The organism is Bacillus sp. CD3-5 (assembly GCF_006349665.1).
GTDB classification, from domain to species: Bacteria; Bacillota; Bacilli; order Bacillales; family Bacillaceae_G; genus Bacillus_A; species Bacillus_A paranthracis.
This window is the reverse complement of the sequence record NZ_VEPX01000001.1, coordinates 221921-246607: the sequence shown is the minus strand read 5'-3', so window position 1 is coordinate 246607 and position 24687 is coordinate 221921. Positions and strand designations below refer to the sequence as shown.

The window sequence follows — 24687 nt, the reverse complement described above, 5'->3', positions numbered from 1 at the left end:
AAGTATATAATTGGAGGGAGATTACGTGTATGGAAGTAACATTTACAGTAAGTAAATGGGATGAAAAACCAATTGATGATACTAAAAAAGATTTCCCTATTAATATTGCCCATGTTGAATATGATATTGATGGGGAATTAAAAGGAAAAGCTTTTGTTGAATACTTATTATATTATTTAGACTCAAATATAAATGATGGTCACTTAGCTACTGCTAAAATTTCTGGATTTTTACACTTTGAAGGAATTTATAAGGGACAACAAGGAACATTCACAGCTATAGAGCAAGGAATATTTGATAAAGGAAATTTAGATTCCCCAGGAACAATTATTAAAGCTACCGGTAACTTAGAAAGTCTAAGAGGATCCTATCATTATCAATTTACAGGTCAAACTAGTAAACTAATTTTAGAGTTTGAATGTTAGCAAAATACCTTATAATTTAGTGGAAAGGACATTTCTTGTAATACTAGGAATGTCCTTAAAATTCGTTCAAAGGTGATTTTTTCGCCTACTTGTAATTTCATCCCATGCGCCTCCTCAAAAACTCTTTTAAAATAAGAAAAACCGAAACTATAATCATTTCGGTTTTTCAAACTAATGAAGTCTATATTTATTTTAAAGAATGTACAAACAACCCGCTGCGCAGTTTCGGTTCAAACCACGTTGATTTTGGTGGCATAACTTCTCCAGCGTCTGCGATTGCTAATAAAGATTCCATTGATGTCGGATATAGCGAGAACGCCGCTTTATATTCACCGCTATTTACAAGGCGTTCTAGTTCTTCTAATCCGCGGATTCCTCCGACAAAGTCGATACGTGAATCAGATCGCGGATCATGTATTTCAAGTACTTGGCTTAATAAATGATCTTGCAGAATAGATACATCTAAACCTTTCACAAGATCATTCGCATCAAACGTTTCCTCTTTCACTGTAAGCTTATACCACTTCTCGTTCACATACATGCCAAATGTTTTGGGTTCATTTGGTTTATACGGAGAAACAGATGCTTCTTCTACATAAAAGTATTGCGTAATTTGATTTAAAAACTGTTCCCCTGACAAGCCATTTAAATCTTTCACAACTCGGTTATAGTCCCAAATGGATAATTCATCATGAGGGAATAAAACTGATAGGAAGAAATTAAACTCTTCTTCTCCTGTGTAATTCGGATATTGTTCTCTTCGCATAAGCCCTACTTTCGCAGCTGATGCGGAGCGGTGATGTCCATCTGCAATGTATAGATTAGGAATGTCTTCAAATACGTTTACTAGGCCTGCAATTACTTCTTCATCAGTTATTTTCCAAGCAACATGCCTAACGCCGTCTTCTGCTGTAAATGTATAGATTGGTGCATGTTCTTCTTTCCAGCTTGCGATGAAACGTTTCACTTCTTCTTTTGTACGATACGTTAAAAAGATAGGACCTGTATTTGCGTCACACACATCTACGTGACGAATACGATCTAGTTCTTTTTCATGACGCGTTCTTTCATGTTTTTTAATTGTATCATCTTCATACTCATCAATAGATGTACAAACGACAAGGCCTGACTGCGTTCTTCCTTGCATCGTCAGTTCATAAATGTATAGTGCTGGCTCTTCGTCTTGTATGAACACTTCTTCTCGTATAAAACGATTTAAATTTTCACCCGCTTTTTCATATACGCGATCATCGTACGGTGAAAGCGCTGGGTCTAAATCAATTTCTGCTTTATCAACGTGTAAGAAAGAAAATGGATTTCCTTTTACAACTTCTCTTGCCTCTTCACTATTTAAAACATCATACGGTAAAGCCGCAACTTGTGCTGCTTTTTCTTCTACTGGACGAATGGCCCGAAACGGTCGGATTTTTGCCAATTCCCTCTCTCCTTTACACAATCATTCGAACGGCTACAACACCTGTAATTTTGCTTATATTTTCCACAATGTTCTCTTTTATTATATCATCAATTCCGTTATCGATATCAATCATTGTGTACGCCCAAGAATGTTTACTACGATTAATCATATCGGCAATATTAATATGATGTTCTGCTAAACATCCTGTAATTTGTCCTACCATGTTTGGAACGTTTTGATGCATGATTGTAATACGTTTCTTTCCGATATACGGCAATTCTACGTTTGGATAGTTGACTGAATTACGAATATTTCCTGTCTCTAAATATTCACGTAATTGACGCGCTGCCATGACTGCACAATTTTCTTCTGATTCAGATGTAGATGCACCGAGGTGAGGCGTCGCTGTTACGTTTTTCATTTTAATCACATTTTCATTCGGGAAGTCCGTTACGTAATGTGCAATAATGTCTTCTTCTAACGCTTTTTGAAGAACCTTTTCATCTACAAGTTCTCCTCTAGAGAAATTGAATAAACGCATTCCTTTTTTCATTTTCTCTATAGCGTGTTCACCAATAATCCCCTTCGTTTGATTCGTAAGAGGAATATGCAGTGTAATATAATCACATGTTGCAAAAATTTCATCTAAACTAAATGCTCTTTGCACATGTGTAGAAAGGCGCCAAGCTGTTTCAACTGAAATGTAAGGATCATATCCGACGACGTCCATCCCTAACGCTAACGCATCGTTCGCAACTAAAGCACCAATTGCGCCAAGTCCGATAACACCTAGACGTTTCCCTGCAATCTCTGATCCAACGAATTGTTTTTTCCCTGATTCAACAAGCTGCGGTACTTCTTCACCTTCTAAATTTTTCGTCCAGCTTACTCCGTTAATAATGTTACGTGAAGACATAATAAGACTTGCGATAATGAGTTCCTTTACTGCATTAGCATTTGCCCCTGGCGTATTAAAGACTACAATCCCTTTTTCTGTACATCGCTCGACAGGAATATTATTTACCCCTGCACCAGCTCTCGCAATCGCCTTTAAATCTTTTGAAAACTCTTCTTGATGTAAAGAATAGCTGCGAAGTAAAATACCGTCTGGGTGGTCCATTCTCTCCCCTACTTCATAGCGCTCTCCGCTAAGCACTTGCAAACCTTTTTCTGCAATTTGATTTAACGTTTGAACACGAAACATATCCCCATCTCCCTATCTATTCTCAAGCTCAAATTCCTTCATATAATTTACTAATTGCTGTACGCCGTGTGCTGGCATCGCATTATAAATACTTGCGCGCATACCACCGACTGAGCGATGTCCTTTTAGTGTAACAAGTCCTCGTTCTTTCGCTTTTTGTAAAAACTCACTGTTCAGCTCTTCTGACGGTGTTGTAAACGGAATGTTCATAAGTGATCGATACGTAGGATCAACTGGTGAAGTAAACAATTTTGATTCATCTAAGAAATTATAAAGTAGTGAAGATTTCATTCTATTTTGTTCTTCAATCGCAGATACTCCGCCTTGCTCTTTCAGCCACTCTAGTACAAGTTTCGTTACGTAAATACTAAAGGACGGCGGTGTATTATATAAGGAGTTATTTTTACTGTAAGTTTCATAGTTTAACATAGTAGGACAAGAGCGATCTGCTCCCCCAATTAAATCTCTTTTTATAATTGCAATCGTTAAGCCTGCTGGCCCTAAATTCTTTTGCGCTCCCGCATATATAAGACCAAACTTCGAAACATCATATCGTTCTGATAAAATATTTGAGGACATATCCGCAACGAGCGGTACTTTATCTACATGTGGAATGTCCACATACTTCGTTCCCTCAATTGTATTGTTCGTTGTAATATGTACATAATCTAGTTTTTCATCGTCTAATAAACTATCCAGTTTAGGAATTGTAGTAAACTTCTCATTTTCAGAAGAAGCAATCACTTGTACTTCTCCAACTTTTTCAGCTTCTTGCAGTGCCTTTTTAGACCATGAACCAGTCAATACGTACCCTGCTTTTTTATACTTATTCATTAAATTTAACGGTATCATAGAGAATTGTAATGAAGCACCACCTTGTAAAAACAATACTTCATACTCATCAGGAATGTTCATTAATTCACGAAGCAAGCTACCCGCTTCATCTATAATACTTTGAAAATAAGAAGATCGATGACTCATTTCCATAATAGACATGCCTGTCCCGTTATAATTTACAAGCTCCTTTTGCACTTTCTCTAAAACTGGCAAAGGGAGTATTGATGGTCCTGCTGAAAAATTATACACTCTTTCCATCACCCAGATGACCTCCCTATTTCTCATTTTAATATTTTTTAAACTTTCTGAATTATAACCCACAATACAAGACACGGTCAATTTCTTTTCTAGTATTACGGCGCAAGAAGCAATGGAATCGCTTGCAAGTGCCAATGTTTTTATAAACACACAAAAAAGTGTTAAGTACATAATCGTACTTAACACTCTAGTAATAAAGTATAATTGCTAATTGTCCGTGAAGAACCGATCAAAAATTTGATAAATTGCAGAAAGACCAATGAGCCAATAAATAGTGTCCACAAGCGCCGGCATAGAACCAAACCATTTCTCAACTACATTGTAATCTAACGCTACAAATAACCAATTCAAACCGCCAAGAATCACCAAAATTACTGTAAGGTAAGACAAAAATTTCATGATGATTGCCCCCTAGGTGATAAGATGGTGAAAGGCCTTTCACTAGAAATATATGTGGTAAACTTTAAAACTTACCTATTTTATAAAAATTATTTTCGGTACCAGCCATTAATAACTGCTGCCGTTTCTTGACTATGTATTTGATACGCATGCGTACTATTATTAGATCCAATAAACCAAATTGAAAAGCCTTTAAAATATGGCTTCGGTTCTAATACGTCACGGTAAGCGCGCCATCCGTTTAATTGTACGTCTTTTGAAAACACATTAGAAACATCTGGATTCCACGGATTTTGTAAGCCTAGTTCACGCGCTGGAACGTTAAATCCACCAAAGTAAACTGGCTTTCCTGTTGCTTTATGTAATTGTTCTAGTTGTTGAACGACATTTTGCCCACGGTTATATACTGTCGTCGCAAATAAACTTTGCTTCACTTCTTCATATGATGGATTTCTTTTTCCTGAAACTTCAAACCAACTATCGATACTAACAATGTCTACCTTCTTTAAATACGGACGATTTATTTTCTCAACAAACTTCGCTTCATATGAAGGATCCCAGCTTGCTGTTAACCACCAATTCATTTGATACAAAATATTTCCTTTATACTGCTGGCGAACAAAATCAATTGTATCGCTCCAATATCCTTCTGCATATTCCATATTCACGAAATTAGATGCAATCTTGAGTCCATACACATTATATTTACTTGTAATCGAGTTAAAGATGTCTTGCAAAATAACCGTTTTCCAATTCCAGAAGAAATCATTAATATTACTTGGATTCCATTCCGTTTCTCCAACATTTCCTTGCTGAATATATGGGAACGGTTCCACTATAACTTGAATATTACGCTTTAATAATTCTTGAATTAAAATAATAGCCTGTTGCTTTTGCGCTTGATTAATTACCATGTTCGTAGAAGTCACATTCGGAATATCTACCTGAATTGGTACATTTACTGTATTTAAATTTAAGCGCTCTACATCAGCTAACACTTTCGCTACATTTCCAACTTCCCATACCGTTACATTTCCTGATTTGATTTTTCCAGATTGAACAGTATTTACATCTGCCTGTACATTTCCTTGAAAACAAAAAGAAAACAGCATAATAAACACTCCTAAAAAACTTATTAAACTCTTATTTTTCTTCACAACTTTCCCCCTATAATTTTTGGCTTTCTTGATTATTTTATACAATGTTTCATATATATTCCACAAAAAATCCAATAAATTTTTATTGATAAAAATGCGATTCATCCTTTATTCACATCTTATTCATACTAAGCTCCTAAAAATAGTAAGATAAATAAAAAAGGAACGGATTTCCGCTCCTTTTTTATCTTTTTACGATTATCAATCCATTTCCCTTTTAGGCTCTACCAACATGATGTGGGATTCCTTTTCGGTGAAAGGTTTATGCTCAACGCCTCTCGGGACAATAAACATCTCGCCCTTAGAAATTTTCACCTGTCCATCACGGAAATCGATGAACATCTCCCCTTCAAGCACAATAAATAGCTTATCCGTATTAGGATGCTCATGCCATATAAAATCTCCATTAGCTTTAAAAAGCTGAATTTGATCGTCATTCATTTCACTAATCACTTGTGGATACCAATAATCGTTAATTTTAGATAACTCGTCATTTAGTTTAATAGGTTGGTAATGGATAATGATCCCTCCTCATTTTCAACTTCCACTATATTACAGTAATCTAAGTAAAAAAGTCGTTATTATGCTTAAAAAGAAAATGCTCAGGCCAGAACTTTTCATTCAGATAGTACAAAGGAGTGATTTCAATGAAAGTACTTTCAATCCAATGTTTCCTTTAACTCTCCATAAGTATAGAACAGTGATTTTCAAATAAGAATGGACCCCTGTTGACATTAGTATGGATTATTGATGAACTTCTCGCGATATTTAGTAGGCGAAATGCCAACTCGCTTCTTGAAAACTCTACTAAAATAAAAAGGGTCTGCGATTCCAACAGCCTGCGCAATTTGTTGTACAGGCACACCACTTGTACATAACATTTTTTGAGCCATCTTTATACGATAGTTCAATAAATATTCTGCTGGCCCCATACCTGCATGCTTTCTAAACACGTAAGAAAGACGATTTCGATTAACATTATTTTGTTCTGTAAGCGTATGTATTGTAATATCTTTATAATAGTATTTATGAACGTAACTAGATATTCGTTCGAATAAAGTATGCGATTCATAGTTGTTTTCTCTATTGACAACACTTAATAAAGCTTCATTCAACGCTTCACGAAATAGCATTTCCGTCTGAAACATCGAAATGCCTCCTCGCTGATTATACACATCCCAAAGACGCATAAGTAATTCGACAAGACGAGGAGATTGTCCTGTTAATAATTCAAAATGCTGATGAGTAAAGCCAGAATCTTCTCGTTCTGAATTGCTTATCCGATATAAAACAAGAATATATTCCCAGTTTATTTCACCAAGCATTTTATGGGCTAATGTCATTTTTGCACCCCCATGTATAACTTTTCCTGGGGAAAGGGTATACGGCGTACCATTAAATTGAAATTCCGTCTTCCCTGTAAGTGGAAATACAAATCCTGGGAAAGAATCTGTAGACTCAGCACAAGGCACACCTGGATTTTTAGCATAACGATATACTCCTTCTACTCGGAAAGGAGTATTGGCAAGATACTCTGCTAACTCATTCACGTCCAACTTCACAATGCAAGCCTCATTTCAATAATAGTTTTCTTGTAATTCGTGAGATTAATTGGTGTACATTCTAGGCAACGCTAAACTAAAAATAGTACATACGACTTAACAACATCTAGTTATTAACCTATAAATATATTGTTTTTCATTTATTGACAAAAGTATCCTCCCTATATTATTGATAATGATTTTCATTGTAGTTTGATAAAAAAACATTTGTCAAGTTGGATGGCCTAGAAAAATGATGAAACAAGGGGTACAGATAGACGGTTCTGTTGCAAATAATACCTGGCCTTTGTTAACTAAATCTCTCAAAACTGGAATGATCATGTTAATAGTTTTATTAGTTACAGCACTTGCAGCATGTAGAAATAATCGTAATCCTGAAGAAGTTGCTACAGCGTATTTCGAAGATGGAAACAGCCTACTATCAAATTAAATGATAGTAGGCTGGCTGTTAAAATGATTTAAGAACTAGGTTATATTCTAAATGATAAGCTTTCATTATCAAAAAGATTATTACTAGTCCCCTCCACAAACAAAAACCCCCTATTACTTCGGCTCTAAATTTAACACCTTCCCCTCTATCCCCTCCGTATTCAATGTAGTCGTATGATACGTGCCATTTACCCAATCATCTATTTGATCATGATACCAATCACTTCTAAAATGTCCTGATTGTCCTGGCCCTACAATATGATAACCGTTTGACATATCCTTCGTATCAATAACGAATCGCCAAGACGCTCCATGATTGACAATACCGTTATCGCCGTAACTCGCCGCTTGAACGGTAACTTGACTTCCGCCAATTGGAACTGGTTTCTCACGATTAAACGCAAGTAGCGCTAACATACTAGATGATTTTGAAATTGGGTGTGTAAAAGCAAGTTGGTGATAATCCCCCCACTTCCACTCCGTAACATCTGGTCCATATTCCTTCTGTAATTTCTTCATTACATTTTCGTACGATGTATGCACAACTTTTGTGAATCCTCCATACTTCGTAAACCAAGTGCTCTTTTCTCCTGCTACTTCTTTTCGAATCAATTCATCCACAACTTGTGACTTCCCTTCAAATAACTCCATCACATCTTTCGGAATTTCTTTTGAAAATAACGTATTTGAAATCTCCTTCATTAATAAATGGAATATTAACGGTGCCGCGTCATCTTTACTATCGTAAAAATTCCACTTCGTTAATTGTTTTACGCCTTCTTTCTCTACTTCATGTAAAGACGCTTTATTTAACTCTTTTAACAATATAGGAGCAAATTCTTTCCCATATAAATTTTTTTGATCCATCTGTAATTCTTCTAAATCTTTCACCGTATACTTTTCCTTCTCTTGTAAAAACTCTTGAATACGCATTTGCCTATATGGCTGCGCCCACGTATTACTAATATGATACGGATAATTATCATCTACAATTTTATTATTCGCAGTTGAAATAAACCCTTGTTTTGGATTGATTACTTTTGGTAGCTGATCATACGGGATATACCCTTCCCATTCATATTCATCTGTCCATCCTGGAACAGGTAAACTACCATCACCTTTTTTACGCACTGGTATATTTCCATTTGCTTTATAAGCAATTGTGCCGTCGTTTGATGCAAATACAAAATTTTGAGTTGGTGTATGAAAATCTTGCAGTGCCGTTTCAAACTCATTCCAGTCTTTCGCCTTATTCATATTTAATACAGCCTTTAATTCAGCGGAAGGCTCCAAAGCAGTCCATTTCAAAGCAAATACTGTTTTCGTCTTCTCTTTCCCTTTATCCGCAAACTCTGAAATAACTGGACCATGCCTCGTAACGGTAACGTTATACGGTATTGTCTTTCCGCCTTTTACTTTAATAGACTCATCCACAACAGTCGCTTTTTCCCACTTATCGTTATATAGAAATTCATTTTCATTATTAGGATTTCTCTTCTCAATATATAAATCTTGCACATCAGGACCTGTATTCGTAACGCCCCATGCTATTTTGTCATTGTGTCCTAATATAACCCCGGGTACGCCAGCGAAAATAACGCCACTCACATGTAAATCTTTCATCTCAAGTTTCGATTGATACCAAATAGAAGGTGTCGCAAGTGATAAATGAGGATCATCCGCTAAAATTGGCTTACCAGACGCACTCTTCTCACCGCTTATAACCCAGTTATTACTACCATTAAACTCTGGTGGAATGATTGCTTTTGCAAAACTTTGTGCTACGTCTACATTTGTATTTTTCAGTTCAGCTAGCAATCTAGGGGCATCTTTCGGATATGTAGGAAACAGCTCATTTGCTTGCTCTTTCGGCAAATTTTTCAGCGCCCAATATCGAAACGCCTGTCCGTGCCAATGTCCGCCTAAATCAAACGCCATATACTTTCCAATCGTTAACGTATCCACAATTGACCATTCAGCAGGTTCATAGCCTAATATAGTAAACTCAACTGGCAATTTCTTTTCCACTTTTGCCTCGCGTATAAAGGCATTCACCCCATCAGCAAATGACTGCAGAGCAAATTTCGCTTCTCCATCATATTGGCTAACAGACGCTTCGGCTGCTCGCCGTAAACCGAGCGTTCGAAACAACTTATCTCGATCAATAGCTGCTTCCCCTACAACTTCACTTAACATCCCAGAAGCTTGCCTTCTACTTAAATCCATTTGAAATAATCGATCTTGCGCTTGTACATACCCTTGCGAAAAATATAAATCATGTGCATTTTCCGCTTTAATATGCGGTACACCTTTACTATCCCGCTTTACCGTAACAGCACGTTGTAAATCCTCTAGCTTTATCGTTCCATCTATCTTTGGCATAGATCTAAGTGTATATATGTTCAAAAAAATCGCTGTACAAATTATTAACAAAAGAACGATACTACTAGACCAAATGAAAATTCTCTTACCCCTAGTTCGTTTCTTCTTTATAACAACTTCCATATAACCCCTCCTTTCTCAAACTATTCGCTTCTATTTTGAAAGAACCTTTTAGAAAAATTGAAAAACCCCTTCATTTTCCTACAAATGAAGGGGGAATTTTTATCGTTTGTTACGCCAGCTTTCATTATGACCAAGATTTGAATCGGTCGCTACTTGTACATCATATAATATTTCACTAAAGAAATACTTATCTACTTCTTTTGGCACAATGCGTCTTTCATCATCAATTTCATCGTATTCATATGAACCACGATTCACTGTACCTGCTTTATAAAATTCAATGTCATACACACATATATCTTCTTCGTCTTCATAGCCAATTGGTGCTCCGCTAAATGACAGTTGTGCCCCTAATCCAGTGCGAGTATCTTCTTTATAAAACGTATAATACACACCGCCATCTTGAACTGATCCGCGAATCCATCCAAGTTTCGTCATCTTACCGAATAACGAGCGACCATTTAGTAAAATACCGCCAAATCTCTCAACAGTAACCTTATCATCTTCCTCTACTACAAACACAGGACGTTCAATTTGTAGAAATGGCTGGACAATTTTCGAGTTTTCCAGTTGCTCTTCCCACATTTCCTTTTCCGCTCTAGATAATTCTAACGGATGAATTAAACCGATTACAGTTCCAGATGAAACCTCATGTTTCTCTCCTATCATTGAGTAAAACGTACCATCTTCTGTATAACGGAACATTTTCAGTAACTTGCCTTCCGCATACTCACCCCAAATAAGTGAAGTGGAAAATTGCTTCATAATTGGATTTTCCAAAAATATCGATTTCCACGTATCATATGACCAATAGCGTTTTAATGATAGAGCAGCTTCCAGACGTTGTTTCTGCATGGAAAGAGCATTCCGAAGCTCTTTCTTTAAAGTGGCTAACTCTCTCTTAGCTAATTCAGCTTTTTCTATATCATCTTTTGTATTCGGCTTTGGAAGTGACTTCATACGTTTTCCTTCTTCTGTCTCTAATTCTATTTTTGAATCAGAAGTTAAAATAGCAGTAAAACATCTATTCCCAAAATCAATCTTCTTCTCCCCACGTATATTAAAGCCAAGATCTGGTACTAGTTGATCTTCCAGTTCTTCTTCCGTTATACCACGGGTTTTCGCAGCAAGACTTAATGCTTCTTTTGCCGCATTACGCACTTGTTTATGTTTATATTTAAATGCCATAGCATGAATAAACATAAGTGCAAGCTTAGATGAAGACAAACCTAGAGCACGAACAGCATCTGCTGCAATCTTTCCTCTCATATCTAGTACCCATTCATCGATTTGCTTTTTAAGTATACCGACCATTTTGTCATCACTATATATTCCATATAACGAAAGAATACCGCGTTTCTTCACATCTGCATCTTGAAAAATCCATATTGGATAGATTGCTTGCACATATTCTTTCAGGTCTTGTTCATTTAAAGTACTCCCAATTACTTCAGCTGCCTCTTTCTTTTCAATGACAGCATCTGAAATATACTGTTGTATATAAGCTAATGGAATTGTAGCATCCGCAATTTCATTTGAATGACGAAGACGGATTTGCGGTTCCTCCCCAATCAATTGCAGAAGTGAATTTCTTTTTTGTCCCGTTACGATACGGCTACAAAGTTCTTCTATATTTTCTGAGCTCCTCCCCACTTCAAGTAATGGAGCAAACTTCTCGGCTAAAGAGGCATTCTTCTTTTCTTTCAATGCTTCCTGTACGAGTTGTGTATATGTTTCAATCCTATACGCTAGTAGTATTTTCATCACATTTTCACGAACAATTTTCTTTTTATTATGAAGTTCAACTGCTACATCCTCTGCCGCTTCTATGTCTTTTGAAAGCAGTTCAACTATAGACTTACGTAATTTTTTAGATGAATCACCTAAGTTTTTAATTAAAACCGGACGTGTTTCAACCCTGTTATCTCTTGCTAATTCATTCAAAATATACGCTTTTGCCTCAGCAGAATACATATCAAATCGTTCCATTATGTATGCCTGTTCTTTTACAATGATCGTAACGAGCGCTTCCTTCGCTTTATTTCTCTCTTCTACATAATGTGAGACTTGCTCAACTGAATAATCAATCAGCTTTTCTTTACTTAGCCCGTAAGAAAGGAGATCTTCTATTATTTTTTCTGGTTCTATCCCTCTAGCCGAACATTCATACAGAAGTTCATATAAATAAACACTATATACATCTCCAAATTCCAGAGTGAGTGCCGCTTCTCTTTTTGCCACATCATCTATATCCCAAAGAAGTACAACTTCTAAAACTGGCATATCCCAATACATATTTCTATACTTCGGATTTTTAAGTATTTGCTTCATTTCATCAAATGACAATTTCCCGAGCAAATAATCACGATACGTATCCCGCACCGTAGACAACTTAAGTTGCAAAGCAGCGACAAAAAATTCCTCTCTCATTCTCCCTCTATTTAACTCATGTCCTTTTTCAGCTAACGTTCGGGCGATTATGAGGTAATTACTTTTACTTACATATTGTAAAGTACGTTGAACAAATTCAGGGTTTTCTTCCGCCACGGAGCATAACATTTCATATTCATACGTCTTACAGAATTCTTCATTATTTAAATCATGTTGCCTCAGACGGTGTGCAAAAAATCTTTCCTTAGAAATCCAAAACTGTTTACAAAAATTTTGAATTTCATCATATGTTTTTTTATTTACACTACCTGTTCGTTTATAGTTTTGAGGCTGATCGAGAGTTTGACACACGTAACGCGTAGCATGATTCATAAAACCCCAAACGTTTTTCTTCGCTACTATTTCAACATACCGCCTCGCAATATTTGAATACTGATGAATGCTAAATAATAGTCGCCAAATATATTCTGGTAAATTTCCACCTAAAAATAATTCCCTATCACTCTCACCTTTTATATATTTTTCAACTGCTTCAACCTTTACCTTTTCTCCATTCAAATTCAATATAAATTCAGCATGTTCTTCTAATCTCTCGTCCAATAAAGTGCTATATGTATAGAACCTCTCATAATCTACTTCAAACATTACGAGAAGTAACGATAATTGCTGCTGATTTGGTAAAGTGTGTAATTGTTCCTCTATATAGTTCGGTTTCTCTTTTGTTAACTCTTTAAGAAAACTATACGCCTCATTCACATAACTAGAGATATTAGTTAAATATTTACACGCAATTACTACCAGTTTATCCAATGGAAGTGCACTTTTCTCTAAATAAATCTTCATATTAGCAAAATCCACATACTTAAACCTTATTATAAGAACATTTAACAATTGCTCTCCTAACAAATAATAAAATAACCGAAAGAAAGCTGGATCTTGTTTATATACTTTCCTAAAATCATTTATAAACTGATTTGCAAAATCGCTTCTATTTTGATCTCTAATTGTCGTTAGTTGTATATGATTTAAAATCTCTTCATCTTTCGTTTTTAAATAACGCAATGATAATTGTTCCTGCTCTTCTGTCATATGGACATATTGAAACAACTGAGCTGTATTTGTAGTCAAACTTTGTTCCCCCGCATCTGTTTATGCTTTATAAAAATACCCTTATTTACTTGTAGTATAGCATAAAACCAACCGAAACGAACATATATTCTATATTAAATTAATGTAAATTAAAACACACTACTCAAAACACTTCTCCTTCTCTCTAAACTACCCATCACACACTTCTCTCCACCATACTTGCTACACCAATTCCTCAAAATCCCCTTCACATAAGCAAACGTTCGCTTATTATGTTCAAACGCAATTTTAAGTGCCTCTAATACTTTCTCTCCTGAAAGTCTTCGTATCCATCCCATCAATTCCTTCACGATATATGGAGATAAACTACTTATATTTTGTTCGTAAAATTTGTAAACTTCACTATGCTGAGTATCCTCTTCACCTTCCTCATCTTCTATTTCTTCAACAACTTCTTGTAAACTACTATTCCCCTCTTCTTCGGGCATACCAAAATGCTGTAACAACAACGGAATCTTCCATTCTTCTTCCAGACATTTATGTAAAAACATATGTATGAATTCTTTATTTTTTACAGTTTTCAACTCACGTAACACACATTTTTCTACATTCGTATTTAAAATAGGGTTATAGTGTAGCCAATTTATGATGTATAACTCTTTCGTTTCCGCATCATATAAAATCTTGCCGTATTCCACAAATCTACTTAACAATTTCTCAACAGTTTCCATACTGTAACCTGTTTCCAGCTCTGCCACACGCTTTGGTAATACGTAAATTCCGCATTGCTTCGTTTTCGTACCAGTTAACAAATATATGTAAAAATAACGCTCCTCTGGCGTTAAATCTAATATGAATTCATCTTGCCAAAAATTCACTTGCACATTACGGTACACCGCCATATATTTACCTCCCCCTCGCACTTATAAAAAGGCAGATTTCAATCCTTCAATATACATATAGGAGTGAGGGCTTGGTTTTTGCAGTTGAATTCCAAATTTTTTTAACTACTACAACGACGGTTTTATTTTTTCGCGCTTTTTTGTTATTGTAGTTGTTTTTGTTTTGTTTTTTCTTAGTGATTTATTACTTGGTAGGTGCTTATAAGGGGCTTGGAAGGGGCTTAATAAGGGCTTATATAAAAAGGAGCTGTTCCAAATTCTCATTTTGGATAGCTCCTTTATCATTCTTTCTATTTTTGACTTGCATCTAACATCTTCACTAAAAAGGCAGCTGCTTCACCACGAGTTGCTGTCCCTTTAGGATTAAACTCATTATTTCCAACACCAGTAACTACTTTTAAGCTATATAATCGTTGAACAGGCTGTTTATATGTGATCAAATGTTTATCCCTAAATGGCAATGCAACTAATTCACCTGTAACACCCTTATACTGTAATGCGTTGTCAATCATGATCGATGCTTCTTCACGTGTGATAGATGCGTTAGGATCAAAAATTCCGCCGCCACGACCGCTAATAATTCCTGCGCTTGCACTACGTTTAATACCACTATGAAGTGATGGATGCGCTTTGTTAATGTCTACAAATGACTTATCTCCTTCTGGTAGCTTTAGAGCATTTGAGATTAATGTTGCAAACTCAGCTCTCGTAACATTACGATAAGGCGCAAATACACCATTTCCTTCACCGTTCATAATTCCTAGGCTGTTCAGCTTACGAATGTTCCCTTCAAACCATCCACCTGTAATATCATCTTTTGGTTTTTGCACTTCTTTATGTGGCATATTATAGTTTATTTTAATCCAACTTGGGTTATAGAAAATCCACTCATCGTTACCTACTTTATACCAACCATTTTTAACTGCTAACACTTTGTAACGATCTCCGTTTGAAGCTTTACGAACGATATGATGTTCAAGTCCCGAACCACTACGTACGTTTATACCATCACCATTCACTACAAGCTCCATATTAGGTTCAGCTGGATTATATTCATTGGAATCAAATAACTCATTTCTTTCTTGTAAAGGCGAATCAATTTGTGCGTTAACATTTGCATACCATTGAATCCCTTGTACGAAGCCAGTCCAATTCCCACGGGAAATTAAAATATCAGGACAGTTTTTCCCGCTCCATTGTTGATGCCTATAAATGTGGTCCGCACTAATACCTTCTTTGTTCATTAAATAACCTGCAAGTCTCTTTGCATTCTCTAGCGCTTTATTGTAATCTCCATCTTGGTTAACCGCAATCTCGATACCGATTGATTCTCTATTTCCGGAACCATCGCCATCACCTGCATGCCAACCGTTTTCATTTGTTGGTAAGTGTTGATAAATTTGTTTATCGTCTACAGTAAAATGCCATGAAGCTGTTCGGAACGTACCTTCCGTTGCTTGTTTATACAAATATTTAGCATGATTTTCAGCATTTGCACCACGGGCGGTGTTTGCAGTCTCGTGAATTGTAATGTAGCGTGCTTTCATCGGATTTGCAGGGCGAATATCAGGATTTCCTGCTGGAACAATCCACTCTACAAACGGTGCACCTGCAAGTGTTCCATATTTCTTTGTAGTCATCGATGTACTATACTGAATAGCTCTTCGCTTTTCAACCGGCTTCATTTCACGAGTAGAGCCATCATTTCGACCGTCTACATGTTCAAATGCCTTTTCAATATTTGAAATAGCTTCATCTTCTGCTACTTCACCTTTTTTCGCTTCTTTCATTTTATGTAACTCTTCTGTTTCATTATGTTTATGCTTATATTCTTCTAGAAGAATTTTCTCATTCTCTGACACTTCTGCTTCATTAATTTGCATGTAATCTGGAGTTTCTAGATTGAAATTAGAATAACGTAATCCGTTCGTTCCACGTTCCCCTTGTGCAATACGAAGCTGGTCAGTATGAGATTTATTTAACTCTTCTGCTGATATTGATAAAGGTGCACTCCCTAACATTACTAGACTTGTTGATAGTGCGATTACTCGTTTTTTAATATTCATTGCTGTAATCGATACCTACACTGTTCGTGTAAATATCTCAACCTCCCTTTATTTTCTCATTCGTGAAAGACTATGAATCTACTATGTATAAAAATATGGTTATTCCGCCTTTTTATAAACACTGCATTTTATCCCCAGCAGGCGAATAATAGTTTCTAGAAAATCCCTTAACATACATTATTTTATAACCAATTGCAATCGCCGTCAAAAGTACTTCTTCCCTTACACACCACTACTTCTCAAAAATAGATTCGGATACCTTTTACTGATTTTCTTCAACAAGAAGGATCTTTATAATTTTTCATAACTATCAAGTATCTATTAAATAAATCCTGTTTCTTTGTACTTGTTCTCTTTAAAAATATTAACATTTTTACATTCTTACGATAATATAGATGTAACCTTTTACATTGAAAAGAGTTTTATTTGGCAAAAATCCCTCATATTGATACCTGAAATGAAGAAGACCAAAAAATGATAAAAAAAACGAGAGTACATACGATATTCAGCAGATGGGATATATTTTGAAGGGCTTGAAAACATAGTTAAACTATTAAAACAAAAAGTACAAGTTTAATAGATAATACGTTAGTTAAAGGGGATGAACTGATTGTTAGATACGATTGTTTACGATAAAGCGAAGTACCATTATCAAGGTGATTTTCCTGAGGACTTACCAATTGATCAAGCTTTTGTACATACTGGTATGTTTTTAGGATGGATACTTGAACATAATTTATTTAGTGAAGAATTTGAAGAAGAGTCCCTAGACGAAATTAAACAGTTTAAACTTAGACAAATGACTGGCACAGAAATTTATATGAACTGGGATGGCGTTTTGGCAGACGACATGTTAAATGACGAAGGCAATCAATTCGCGATGTATTACTTTAATGATGAGGAATGGAAGTATATAAGTGATTACTCAGACGTTTTTATAGACGAAGAAACTCTCTACCACGTGAAAGATACTTGGGAAAACTATTTCAAATTAAAAGAAGTTATTGATAATAGCTATAATTTTTGGAAAGACAACTTACAAAAAAGATAATTAATAAAGTCGATTTCTTATCTCCATAAGGAATCGACTTTATTAATAGTAAATTTAAATATTTTTTCATTTTAGCTTCTATTACAAATTCCCTTTAACGTTTTCGACAATCTCGTTTATCGTATTTCGATCAAACTTATCACTAATTTCGTATGGCTCACGATCTCCTACTAATTGTACGCCTACGATATCATTACGGTCCTTACCATATTGTACTTCAATAATCGATCCACGCTCTATTTGTTTCCAAACGAGACCCGCTTCATCTTTATTATCTAAAATAATACAGTCCTCAATATTTTCATCAATCCCAATTAACTTATTATCATCCATATATCCAACCTCGTATTGTTGACGTTCTTTCGCTTTTCCGCTTACTACTATACCTTTGCTTCCATACGAATAATCCGTATAGTCCTTTTTCTCTGATTGTATCGCTTTCGGTTCTTTTGCTTCAGTTTTTTCAGTATTTCCACACCCCACAATCATACTAATTGGCATAACTACAGTTAATACTACTCTAGTAAATTTCTTTATCATTTATAACCAACCTCACATGTTTCACTTTACATTTATCCTCTTACCAAATAATAACATAATAATACCGAGAAAGAGCCAAAGATACAGGGAAACTTTAATCAGTAGTTTTTCATCCTAAAAATCTAGACTTTCAAAATCACTATCTGCACTATCGACAAATTATAGAAAGTAGACATCCTACTCACATAAGATTTAAAATTAGAAAGTATGGAAACATGATAAAAAATATAGGCTAGTTGTTCGCAATTAAAATGGTTTTTACATGAAGAAAGGAAGTGCACAGCTTTGGATTTTAAAACAGTTATGCAAGAGCTTGAAGCTCTAGGCAAGGAACGAACGAAAAAAATATACATATCTAACGGTGCGCAGGAACCAGTTTTCGGCGTAGCTACAGGTGCTATGAAACCAATCGCAAAAAAAATAAAAATAAACCAAGAGTTAGCAGAAGAACTTTATGCCACAGGCAACTACGATGCTATGTATTTTGCAGGCATTATTGCGGACCCGAAAGCTATGAGGGAGTCTGATTTTGATCGATGGATAGACGGAGCGTATTTTTATATGTTGTCTGATTATGTGGTGGCAGTCACTTTATCCGAATCAAATATCGCTCAAGAAGTTGCTGATAAATGGATTACAAGTGGTAAAGAGCTTAAAATGTCTGCAGGCTGGAGTTGCTACTGCTGGCTTTTAGGAAATCGCAAAGACGATGAGTTTTCTGAAAGCAAACTTTCCGATATGCTTGAAATGGTGAAAAAGACAATCCATGATTCGCCAGAACGAACTAAATCCGCTATGAATAATTTTCTAAACACTGTAGCAATTTCCTATGTACCACTACACGAAAAAGCAGTCGAGATTGCAAAAGAAGTTGGTATAGTTGAAATAAAACGTGATAATAAAAAAAGTAGTTTGCTAAATGCTGCAGAGAGTATTCAGAAAGAACTTGATAGAGGAAGACTTGGTTTCAAGCGTAAACATGTAAGGTGTTAGATGATTAAAAGGGTGTGAATCTAAGTAAGATTGACACCCTTTTTTAATGAGAAAAATGAATGAATTCCCCCTGCACACCTTATCCGTTAAACATTTCTTCATTCAATTTATAAACCCTATCTCTTTTCTCATCACTTTTGACAAAAATAAGCTTTCCTTCTTTAACAAATCCTTCTAATAGTAAGCATACTTCTCCATATGCTTTCGGCTTATTCGTTGTGAATCTTTCATCTGATATTTTTCCAGCTCGTATTAATTGTTCACACAGCTCAAGTGCACTTATTTCTTCAGAATCCATTAATTCCAATATATCTCTTTGCAATGGTGATAAAGGTACTGGTATTTCAGCTACCTCCACCTTTTCTTTCGCGTTTTCTTCTTCAAATAAATCTTCAAATGAAATTTGATTCATTACTTCTTTTCCTTTCTAACGACTGATTTGTATAAAGCGTAGTTATTGTTATGTAGTACGTACCTTAATACATACATGTCAAACTCATGTACATCGTTTCATATAGTATATTTCGATTATACCAAATATACGTTCTGTTTTCTATCGTAGAATGGAAAACAGAACATTTTACTGTATGTATCATCATTAAATAACGCTGAATATCAATTATCCACATTTTTGGTTATATTATCAAAATTCCATCCACATTACGGAAATAAATGACAAATAATTATAACTTACATGTTACAATTACGATGCATGCATTTAGTTGTATTAAATGCATGCATCGTAATGAGTATATTTAATAAAGTTAAATGAAACTGGGGAGGCTTGCGCAAATGGGGAAGAAAACAAGCAAAGCTAAAAATTTTTTCGGATTCGTAATCACCGCAGCACTAGTAACTACAACGATGGTAGGTACAGCTAATGCACAAACAACTACGAATAGCTATAAGATAGCTAGCAATACGAACACTGTATTTACAGATGTACCAAAGGACCACTGGTCAAAAGATGCTATTGATTACTTAGCGGCAGCAGGGATTTATAAGGGGTATGGAAATGGGAAATTTGGTTTTGGCGACAATGTTACTAGAGGACAGGTAGCTTCTTTAGTCAATCGACATTTAGGTTTAAAAGTAGACGATAAACAAGGAAATATGTTTAGTGATATTAAAAATCATATGTTTGAAAAAGATATTAAAGCCATTGCGCAAGCTGGAATTATGACAGGTGATGGAACAGGTACATTTCGTCCAGATGATGTATTAACTCGATATGAGATGGCAGTAATATTACAAAAAGCATTTCATTTAGAATCAAAAGAACAAGGAAAATTTAAAGACGTACCAAAAGGTCATTGGGCTTATGAAGCTGTAAATACACTGCGTAGTAACCGTATAGCACAAGGTGACGAGTCAGGTAATTTTAACGGAAACACATTTGTGAAGCGTGAGCAGTATGCACAATTTTTCTATAATGCAATAGCAAAAAACAGAAATTATAATTTCAACATCAATTCAAAAGAAGAACTGAAACAAATGTTAACAACCGCTTTACAGAATGGAACGTTTGGTCCATTTACATTAAATTCATTGCGTAAAGATATATCTGAAGTAAAAAAAGAATATGGAGTGCCTGATGTTTTGAAAAAAGCACCATGTACAGAATGTGATGCACCTAATATAGCGGTATACGGCGATTATAATATTGATATGTACCCTTGGGACGCTAGATATATATGGGTGAAAATGGATATTTCTATCGATGAATTAAAAGAGTGGTTTGGTGAGCCCGATTTAATCGGAGAGGATATGACTAGTGAAGGATTTATATATAATCGAGGAAGCTATTCTCTTTATTTCAGCTTCTCTGATGGTTATATTCAACGGGCTGAAATATCTAAACGTGAAGATCGTTAATACGTTACAAACAATAAAAAAATCCTTCAAGAACATGCCTTTTCTTGAAGGATTTTTTTTGTCTCTATCTATTTAACATAATACACAGCTATAAAACCCCTACTGATTAAAGTTTCACTTTATTCTTCTTGGTGCTCCGCTTCCCATTCAATTAAATACGTTGCATATTCTAATTCATCTGGATCATCATATAACATAGAAATAAACTCTAATTTATTTCCATCACAATCTAGAAAATATACGCTTGCAGCTGGCATCCATCTTTGAACAATTGGTTCTTCATTCCCTTTCCCCTGACTCCCTACTACCTCTATTCCACGATTCTCTAACCATAATTTAGAAATCTTTAAAAACTCTACATCTACACGAAAAGCGAAGTGTTTCATCTCAAAATCTTCATTACTATGTACTTCCCATAATCCAAGCATTTGTTTTTTATTTTTTCCTATCCAAAAGAAAGCAACCCGCCTTTTTGATAGTTTTTTTGCTAATATTAAACCTAACTTATTTTGATAGAAATCTATCGCCTTTTCTAAATTTCTTACATGTAAATGAGTTTCATATATGCTTTGTATCATTATGATTCCCCCTCCCCTACATTCCAATTTTTTAAAAACATTTTGTTTTTATCATACAAATAAATACATTTGAAATCATCCTACTTTTATATAATTCCCCCTTACTACAAAGGTATATATCTAGCATTATCATTTATATCCCAACACCAAAATTCAATCAAAAACACATTTACATTCTAGTAAATACATTCTTAAATTTTTATAATGTAATAAGAGTAACATCTTAACAATAGAGGAGGAACCGTTCTGGATAAAACTAAAGTTATGGCTTATTTTAGTATAACGGGTGATATATTCCCTGTTGAAGCAATTACCGACGCCCTAAATATCGAACCTACAAGAACTTATAAAAAAGGTGATATTGTCGCAAGACGTGATAATCCGAATCTTGTATCCACAAAAAAACTATATAGAAAAGAGACGGATTGGAATTTAAGCACTGGCTATCAAGAATCATACGATATAAATAATCAGTTGTATGTTATTCTAAAATCACTTGAAGAGAAAACAGAACCATTAAAACAGCTTAAGAAAAAATATGATTTAGAATTTCTATTTATGGTAGTCATTCAAATTGAGAATAACGAATCACCCGCAATGTATTTACAAAAAGATATACTTGATTTCGCTAGTTCGATTCAAGCAGAAATTCATTTTGATCTATATATTTACTAAAAATAAAAACGCTATTAATATTGAAATCAACAGCGTTTTCTTATATGACTAGATGTGTGAATTATTTTGTGAGAACAAAACAGATTCATTTTTCATTTCATTCTCAAAAACTGCATAGAGAATTCGCTCATTTTGATTTGCTTCCATTTTTGAACTCCACCTCGTTTGCACACTGAATTTTGAATTAACAAAAATCCAAAGCTAGTGTAACAGCTCTTCCAGGAAGATTTAACGTTACAATTACGCATTTTCTATACAAAAAAATATAACTATTTATAGTATGCTTTATGATATTATTATTTTCTTCCAAATGACAAAATTGATGACGTACGGATTAACCAGCACTCGGCGTATTTACCTATTTCCCTTTGCAAAATTTTAGCTTCTTATAGTTTTAGCTCTATAATCCATACCCGAACAACTAACTTCATCCTCGCTAGAAAATATCCATTCATTCTATTCAATTCCTAATCTACCTATTCCTTCATTACTCAGCAACAAAACAAGCCACCCAATTCAAATGAATTGGGTGGCTCTATACTATAAAGAGAATTTGCTATTTGTATTACTTCAATTTCCCCTCAAAAACAATCTTCCTACCGCACGGTTCCACTACTGTTTTGCCGTCTTTCTTCACTTCATGAAAGATTGGCTCTTCCATGCGGCGAGACGGTGCGTAACCTTCTTGTTCCATACGTGCTAAGCAGTCTGTAATTGTTTCGTTTTCGAGTACTTCAAATTTCTTTTTATTAGGTTGTTTTGTCATGCCCTAACCTACTTTCTATTTTTCTTGATGCGAATTGATTCTTCATGTAAACCATATATAACATTGCGAGAATTCCCATTATAATCATAACCGCAATAAAAAAGCTTGTATACTGTATTTTTTCTATAAATACGCCTCCTAATACAGGCCCCAGTATACTTCCTAAACTAAAGGCGATTCCAGATAATATATTACCTGCTGGCAATAAGTGTCTCGGTAATAAATCTGTCATAAATCCAAGTCCTAACGAGAAGCACGATCCAATGACCATACCCGCTAACAACATGCAGGCAAAGACGATCCAATAATATTGATCAAATACGGCTGCAAGCAAGAAAATGCCCGTACTTATGCAGAACGTCCACGTTAAAATAAGATCCCTTCCGTATTTGTCACTTAATATACCGAGCGGAATTTGTGTAATAATGCCCCCAACTGCAAATGCTGGTAATAAGAAGGATACTTCTGAAACAGACCATCCTTTGCGAAGCGCGTATACTGGTAAGTTACTGTTTAACATTGCTTCCAGTACGCCATATGCAAGTGGTCCCAGCAGTGCAATCCATCCTAATCCAACAACTTGTTTATAACGAGAAAATGATGATTCATTCTTCACTTCTCTTTCATCTTGCGCCGGGAATGCATTTTTTGTTGGTAATAATAACAGCCAACCTATTAGACAAAGTATAGTAGATATAATAAATGGCGTTGCAAGACCGTACTGAACTGTGCTTGCTAAATACGGACCGACGGCAAAACCAATTCCGAAGAATACACCGTATATCGATACTTGTCTACCTATTTTACTCGGATCCGATGTTGTCGTAATCCATGTTTGTGTTCCGACATGTAGCATATGATCTCCCACGCCAACTAGAAATCTAAGGATAAACCATACCCAAAATGAAAATGTTTGTGTAAAAAAGAATAATGAAATAATAACGAGAAACCCACCAATGACGATAATTGGCTTCATTCCAAACTTTTGCATCGGTTTTTCAAGAAACGGTGAGATCACTAATATCCCAATGTATAGTGCTGTCGCATGAATACCGTTAATACTTGAACTAACCCCTTCTTGTTCAAAAATCATTGCAATGGCCGGTAAAAGCATTCCTTGTGACAAACCCGAGATTGCCACAATCCCAACCATAATCCAAAAAGTAAAACGCATTGACATTCCCTTTCCCTCTCCTTCTCACGCTTTCCACTTTTCATTATAAACTGTTTCTGCAAATGCGTGTACGAATATTCGCAATAAAAAAGAAGCTAAAAGAATGAATCTTTTAGCTTCTTATCCTTCCCAAACTTGTGCTTTCACATTGTTATGGAATTGCTTGAAATACGGATGTTTATAAAAAGCAGTTTCATACACGTATTGCTGTGTACTAGTGATTGGTGGCTGCGGGTATTGCAGTTGTAAAGGAACTACAGCTGGTGAAACTTGCATATACAACGGAGCTATCATCATTTTTGTATACACATGATGATTATATGGAGAATGCGCAATTAAGAACGGATGGTGCATGGATAATCTCCCCTTTTACTTACAATGTTATAGTATATGC

Annotated in this window: 23 protein-coding genes; 6 read left to right on the top strand and 17 right to left on the bottom strand. The window is 35.3% G+C overall.

What is annotated here, in order from left to right; genetic code table 11:
- The first annotated feature begins 29 nt into the window (after window positions 1–29).
- On the top strand, window positions 30–425 hold the full coding sequence (locus FH036_RS01340) for a DUF3224 domain-containing protein (RefSeq protein WP_000454100.1): 396 nt from the start codon (window positions 30–32) through the stop codon (window positions 423–425).
- 187 nt (window positions 426–612) lie between these two features.
- On the opposite strand, the gene FH036_RS01335 is transcribed toward FH036_RS01340, so the two are convergent.
- The 7 genes from FH036_RS01335 to FH036_RS01300 form a co-directional block, all read right to left on the bottom strand.
- Window positions 613–1860, bottom strand: coding sequence for a DUF1015 domain-containing protein (locus FH036_RS01335; RefSeq protein WP_139895187.1), 1248 nt, complete (start codon window positions 1858–1860; stop codon window positions 613–615).
- A 13-nt stretch (window positions 1861–1873) separates the two neighbouring features.
- On the bottom strand, window positions 1874–3046 hold the full coding sequence (locus FH036_RS01330) for a 3-phosphoglycerate dehydrogenase family protein (RefSeq protein WP_000490258.1): 1173 nt from the start codon (window positions 3044–3046) through the stop codon (window positions 1874–1876).
- A gap of 12 nt (window positions 3047–3058) precedes the next feature.
- Window positions 3059–4141 carry a 3-phosphoserine/phosphohydroxythreonine transaminase gene (serC, locus tag FH036_RS01325; protein WP_139895186.1) on the bottom strand — a complete coding sequence of 361 codons (1083 nt, stop codon included), beginning with the start codon at window positions 4139–4141 and terminating at the stop codon, window positions 3059–3061.
- Between the two features lie 207 nt (window positions 4142–4348).
- On the bottom strand, window positions 4349–4540 hold the full coding sequence (locus tag FH036_RS01320) for a DUF378 domain-containing protein (RefSeq protein WP_000670803.1): 192 nt from the start codon (window positions 4538–4540) through the stop codon (window positions 4349–4351).
- Between the two features lie 89 nt (window positions 4541–4629).
- Window positions 4630–5697 carry a glycoside hydrolase family 113 gene (locus FH036_RS01315; protein WP_139895185.1) on the bottom strand — a complete coding sequence of 356 codons (1068 nt, stop codon included), beginning with the start codon at window positions 5695–5697 and terminating at the stop codon, window positions 4630–4632.
- A gap of 201 nt (window positions 5698–5898) precedes the next feature.
- On the bottom strand, window positions 5899–6138 hold the full coding sequence (locus FH036_RS01310; protein WP_000997182.1) for a cupin domain-containing protein: 240 nt from the start codon (window positions 6136–6138) through the stop codon (window positions 5899–5901).
- A gap of 293 nt (window positions 6139–6431) precedes the next feature.
- Window positions 6432–7259, bottom strand: coding sequence for a helix-turn-helix transcriptional regulator (locus FH036_RS01300; RefSeq protein ID WP_000762802.1), 828 nt, complete (start codon window positions 7257–7259; stop codon window positions 6432–6434).
- A gap of 232 nt (window positions 7260–7491) precedes the next feature.
- Between FH036_RS01300 and FH036_RS01295 the strand changes: the two genes are divergently transcribed.
- Window positions 7492–7689: a hypothetical protein gene (locus FH036_RS01295; protein WP_138321592.1), complete on the top strand. Its 198-nt coding sequence runs from the start codon at window positions 7492–7494 to the stop codon at window positions 7687–7689.
- Window positions 7690–7802: 113 nt separating this feature from the next.
- On the opposite strand, the gene FH036_RS01290 is transcribed toward FH036_RS01295, so the two are convergent.
- The 4 genes from FH036_RS01290 to FH036_RS01270 all read right to left on the bottom strand — a co-directional run bounded on the left by FH036_RS01290 (window position 7803) and on the right by FH036_RS01270 (window position 16641).
- Entirely contained in the window at window positions 7803–10193 is a 2391-nt protein-coding gene (locus FH036_RS01290; protein ID WP_139895184.1) for a penicillin acylase family protein, read from the bottom strand.
- Between the two features lie 99 nt (window positions 10194–10292).
- The gene (locus FH036_RS01285; RefSeq protein ID WP_139895183.1) at window positions 10293–13712 is read right to left on the bottom strand and encodes a DUF4132 domain-containing protein; all 3420 of its coding nucleotides are present in this window, start codon (window positions 13710–13712) and stop codon (window positions 10293–10295) included.
- Between the two features lie 110 nt (window positions 13713–13822).
- On the bottom strand, window positions 13823–14575 hold the full coding sequence (locus tag FH036_RS01280; RefSeq protein WP_044793143.1) for a DnaD domain-containing protein: 753 nt from the start codon (window positions 14573–14575) through the stop codon (window positions 13823–13825).
- A 290-nt stretch (window positions 14576–14865) separates the two neighbouring features.
- Window positions 14866–16641 carry an S-layer homology domain-containing protein gene (locus FH036_RS01270; RefSeq protein WP_138321580.1) on the bottom strand — a complete coding sequence of 592 codons (1776 nt, stop codon included), beginning with the start codon at window positions 16639–16641 and terminating at the stop codon, window positions 14866–14868.
- Between the two features lie 610 nt (window positions 16642–17251).
- On the opposite strand from FH036_RS01270, the gene FH036_RS01265 reads away from it, so the two are divergent.
- A complete protein-coding gene (locus FH036_RS01265) occupies window positions 17252–17692 on the top strand; it encodes a DUF7832 domain-containing protein (protein WP_070806516.1) in 441 nt (146 codons plus the stop codon).
- An 81-nt stretch (window positions 17693–17773) separates the two neighbouring features.
- On the opposite strand, the gene FH036_RS01260 is transcribed toward FH036_RS01265, so the two are convergent.
- Window positions 17774–18232 carry a hypothetical protein gene (locus FH036_RS01260; RefSeq protein WP_138321578.1) on the bottom strand — a complete coding sequence of 153 codons (459 nt, stop codon included), beginning with the start codon at window positions 18230–18232 and terminating at the stop codon, window positions 17774–17776.
- Between the two features lie 285 nt (window positions 18233–18517).
- Between FH036_RS01260 and FH036_RS01255 the strand changes: the two genes are divergently transcribed.
- Complete coding sequence (locus FH036_RS01255; protein WP_000346344.1) at window positions 18518–19225, top strand: DNA alkylation repair protein; 708 nt, start codon at window positions 18518–18520, stop codon at window positions 19223–19225.
- Window positions 19226–19304: 79 nt separating this feature from the next.
- On the opposite strand, the gene FH036_RS01250 is transcribed toward FH036_RS01255, so the two are convergent.
- Complete coding sequence (locus FH036_RS01250; protein WP_001071912.1) at window positions 19305–19637, bottom strand: DUF3895 domain-containing protein; 333 nt, start codon at window positions 19635–19637, stop codon at window positions 19305–19307.
- Between the two features lie 380 nt (window positions 19638–20017).
- Here FH036_RS01250 and FH036_RS01245 point away from each other — a divergent pair, with 380 nt between their 5' ends.
- On the top strand, window positions 20018–21100 hold the full coding sequence (locus FH036_RS01245; RefSeq protein ID WP_138321576.1) for an S-layer homology domain-containing protein: 1083 nt from the start codon (window positions 20018–20020) through the stop codon (window positions 21098–21100).
- Between the two features lie 119 nt (window positions 21101–21219).
- Here FH036_RS01245 and FH036_RS01240 read toward each other — a convergent pair whose 3' ends face one another.
- Window positions 21220–21678 (bottom strand): VOC family protein, encoded by a 459-nt coding sequence (locus tag FH036_RS01240; RefSeq protein WP_138321574.1) that lies wholly within the window; start codon window positions 21676–21678, stop codon window positions 21220–21222.
- Between the two features lie 264 nt (window positions 21679–21942).
- On the opposite strand from FH036_RS01240, the gene FH036_RS01235 reads away from it, so the two are divergent.
- Window positions 21943–22353 (top strand): DUF4279 domain-containing protein, encoded by a 411-nt coding sequence (locus FH036_RS01235; protein WP_044793149.1) that lies wholly within the window; start codon window positions 21943–21945, stop codon window positions 22351–22353.
- 565 nt (window positions 22354–22918) lie between these two features.
- On the opposite strand, the gene FH036_RS01230 is transcribed toward FH036_RS01235, so the two are convergent.
- The 3 genes from FH036_RS01230 to FH036_RS01220 all read right to left on the bottom strand — a co-directional run bounded on the left by FH036_RS01230 (window position 22919) and on the right by FH036_RS01220 (window position 24647).
- Window positions 22919–23119, bottom strand: a complete 201-nt coding sequence (locus FH036_RS01230) for an NETI motif-containing protein (protein WP_000166303.1) — start codon at window positions 23117–23119, stop codon at window positions 22919–22921.
- On the bottom strand, window positions 23103–24299 hold the full coding sequence (locus tag FH036_RS01225; protein WP_138321571.1) for an MFS transporter: 1197 nt from the start codon (window positions 24297–24299) through the stop codon (window positions 23103–23105). Before FH036_RS01225 ends, FH036_RS01230 begins: the two co-directional genes overlap by 17 nt.
- A 114-nt stretch (window positions 24300–24413) precedes the next feature.
- Complete coding sequence (locus FH036_RS01220) at window positions 24414–24647, bottom strand: hypothetical protein (protein ID WP_044793152.1); 234 nt, start codon at window positions 24645–24647, stop codon at window positions 24414–24416.
- Window positions 24648–24687: the final 40 nt, after the last annotated feature.

Excerpts from the sequence above, each read along its gene's own strand:
- FH036_RS01235 (WP_044793149.1), top strand. The coding sequence starts at position 21,943 with ATGGCTTATTTTAGTATAACGGGTGATATATTCCCTGTTGAAGCAATT.
- FH036_RS01330 (WP_000490258.1), bottom strand. The coding sequence starts at position 3,046 with ATGTTTCGTGTTCAAACGTTAAATCAAATTGCAGAAAAAGGTTTGCAA.
- FH036_RS01220 (WP_044793152.1), bottom strand. The coding sequence starts at position 24,647 with ATGCACCATCCGTTCTTAATTGCGCATTCTCCATATAATCATCATGTG.
- FH036_RS01245 (WP_138321576.1), top strand. The coding sequence starts at position 20,018 with ATGGGGAAGAAAACAAGCAAAGCTAAAAATTTTTTCGGATTCGTAATC.
- FH036_RS01340 (WP_000454100.1), top strand. The coding sequence starts at position 30 with ATGGAAGTAACATTTACAGTAAGTAAATGGGATGAAAAACCAATTGAT.
- FH036_RS01225 (WP_138321571.1), bottom strand. The coding sequence starts at position 24,299 with ATGTCAATGCGTTTTACTTTTTGGATTATGGTTGGGATTGTGGCAATC.
- FH036_RS01290 (WP_139895184.1), bottom strand. The coding sequence starts at position 10,193 with ATGGAAGTTGTTATAAAGAAGAAACGAACTAGGGGTAAGAGAATTTTC.
- serC (WP_139895186.1), bottom strand. The coding sequence starts at position 4,141 with ATGGAAAGAGTGTATAATTTTTCAGCAGGACCATCAATACTCCCTTTG.
- FH036_RS01310 (WP_000997182.1), bottom strand. The coding sequence starts at position 6,138 with ATGAATGACGATCAAATTCAGCTTTTTAAAGCTAATGGAGATTTTATA.
- FH036_RS01230 (WP_000166303.1), bottom strand. The coding sequence starts at position 23,119 with ATGACAAAACAACCTAATAAAAAGAAATTTGAAGTACTCGAAAACGAA.
- FH036_RS01280 (WP_044793143.1), bottom strand. The coding sequence starts at position 14,575 with ATGGCGGTGTACCGTAATGTGCAAGTGAATTTTTGGCAAGATGAATTC.
- FH036_RS01250 (WP_001071912.1), bottom strand. The coding sequence starts at position 19,637 with ATGAATCAAATTTCATTTGAAGATTTATTTGAAGAAGAAAACGCGAAA.
- FH036_RS01320 (WP_000670803.1), bottom strand. The coding sequence starts at position 4,540 with ATGAAATTTTTGTCTTACCTTACAGTAATTTTGGTGATTCTTGGCGGT.
- FH036_RS01260 (WP_138321578.1), bottom strand. The coding sequence starts at position 18,232 with ATGATAAAGAAATTTACTAGAGTAGTATTAACTGTAGTTATGCCAATT.
- FH036_RS01240 (WP_138321574.1), bottom strand. The coding sequence starts at position 21,678 with ATGATACAAAGCATATATGAAACTCATTTACATGTAAGAAATTTAGAA.
- FH036_RS01270 (WP_138321580.1), bottom strand. The coding sequence starts at position 16,641 with ATGAATATTAAAAAACGAGTAATCGCACTATCAACAAGTCTAGTAATG.
- FH036_RS01295 (WP_138321592.1), top strand. The coding sequence starts at position 7,492 with ATGATGAAACAAGGGGTACAGATAGACGGTTCTGTTGCAAATAATACC.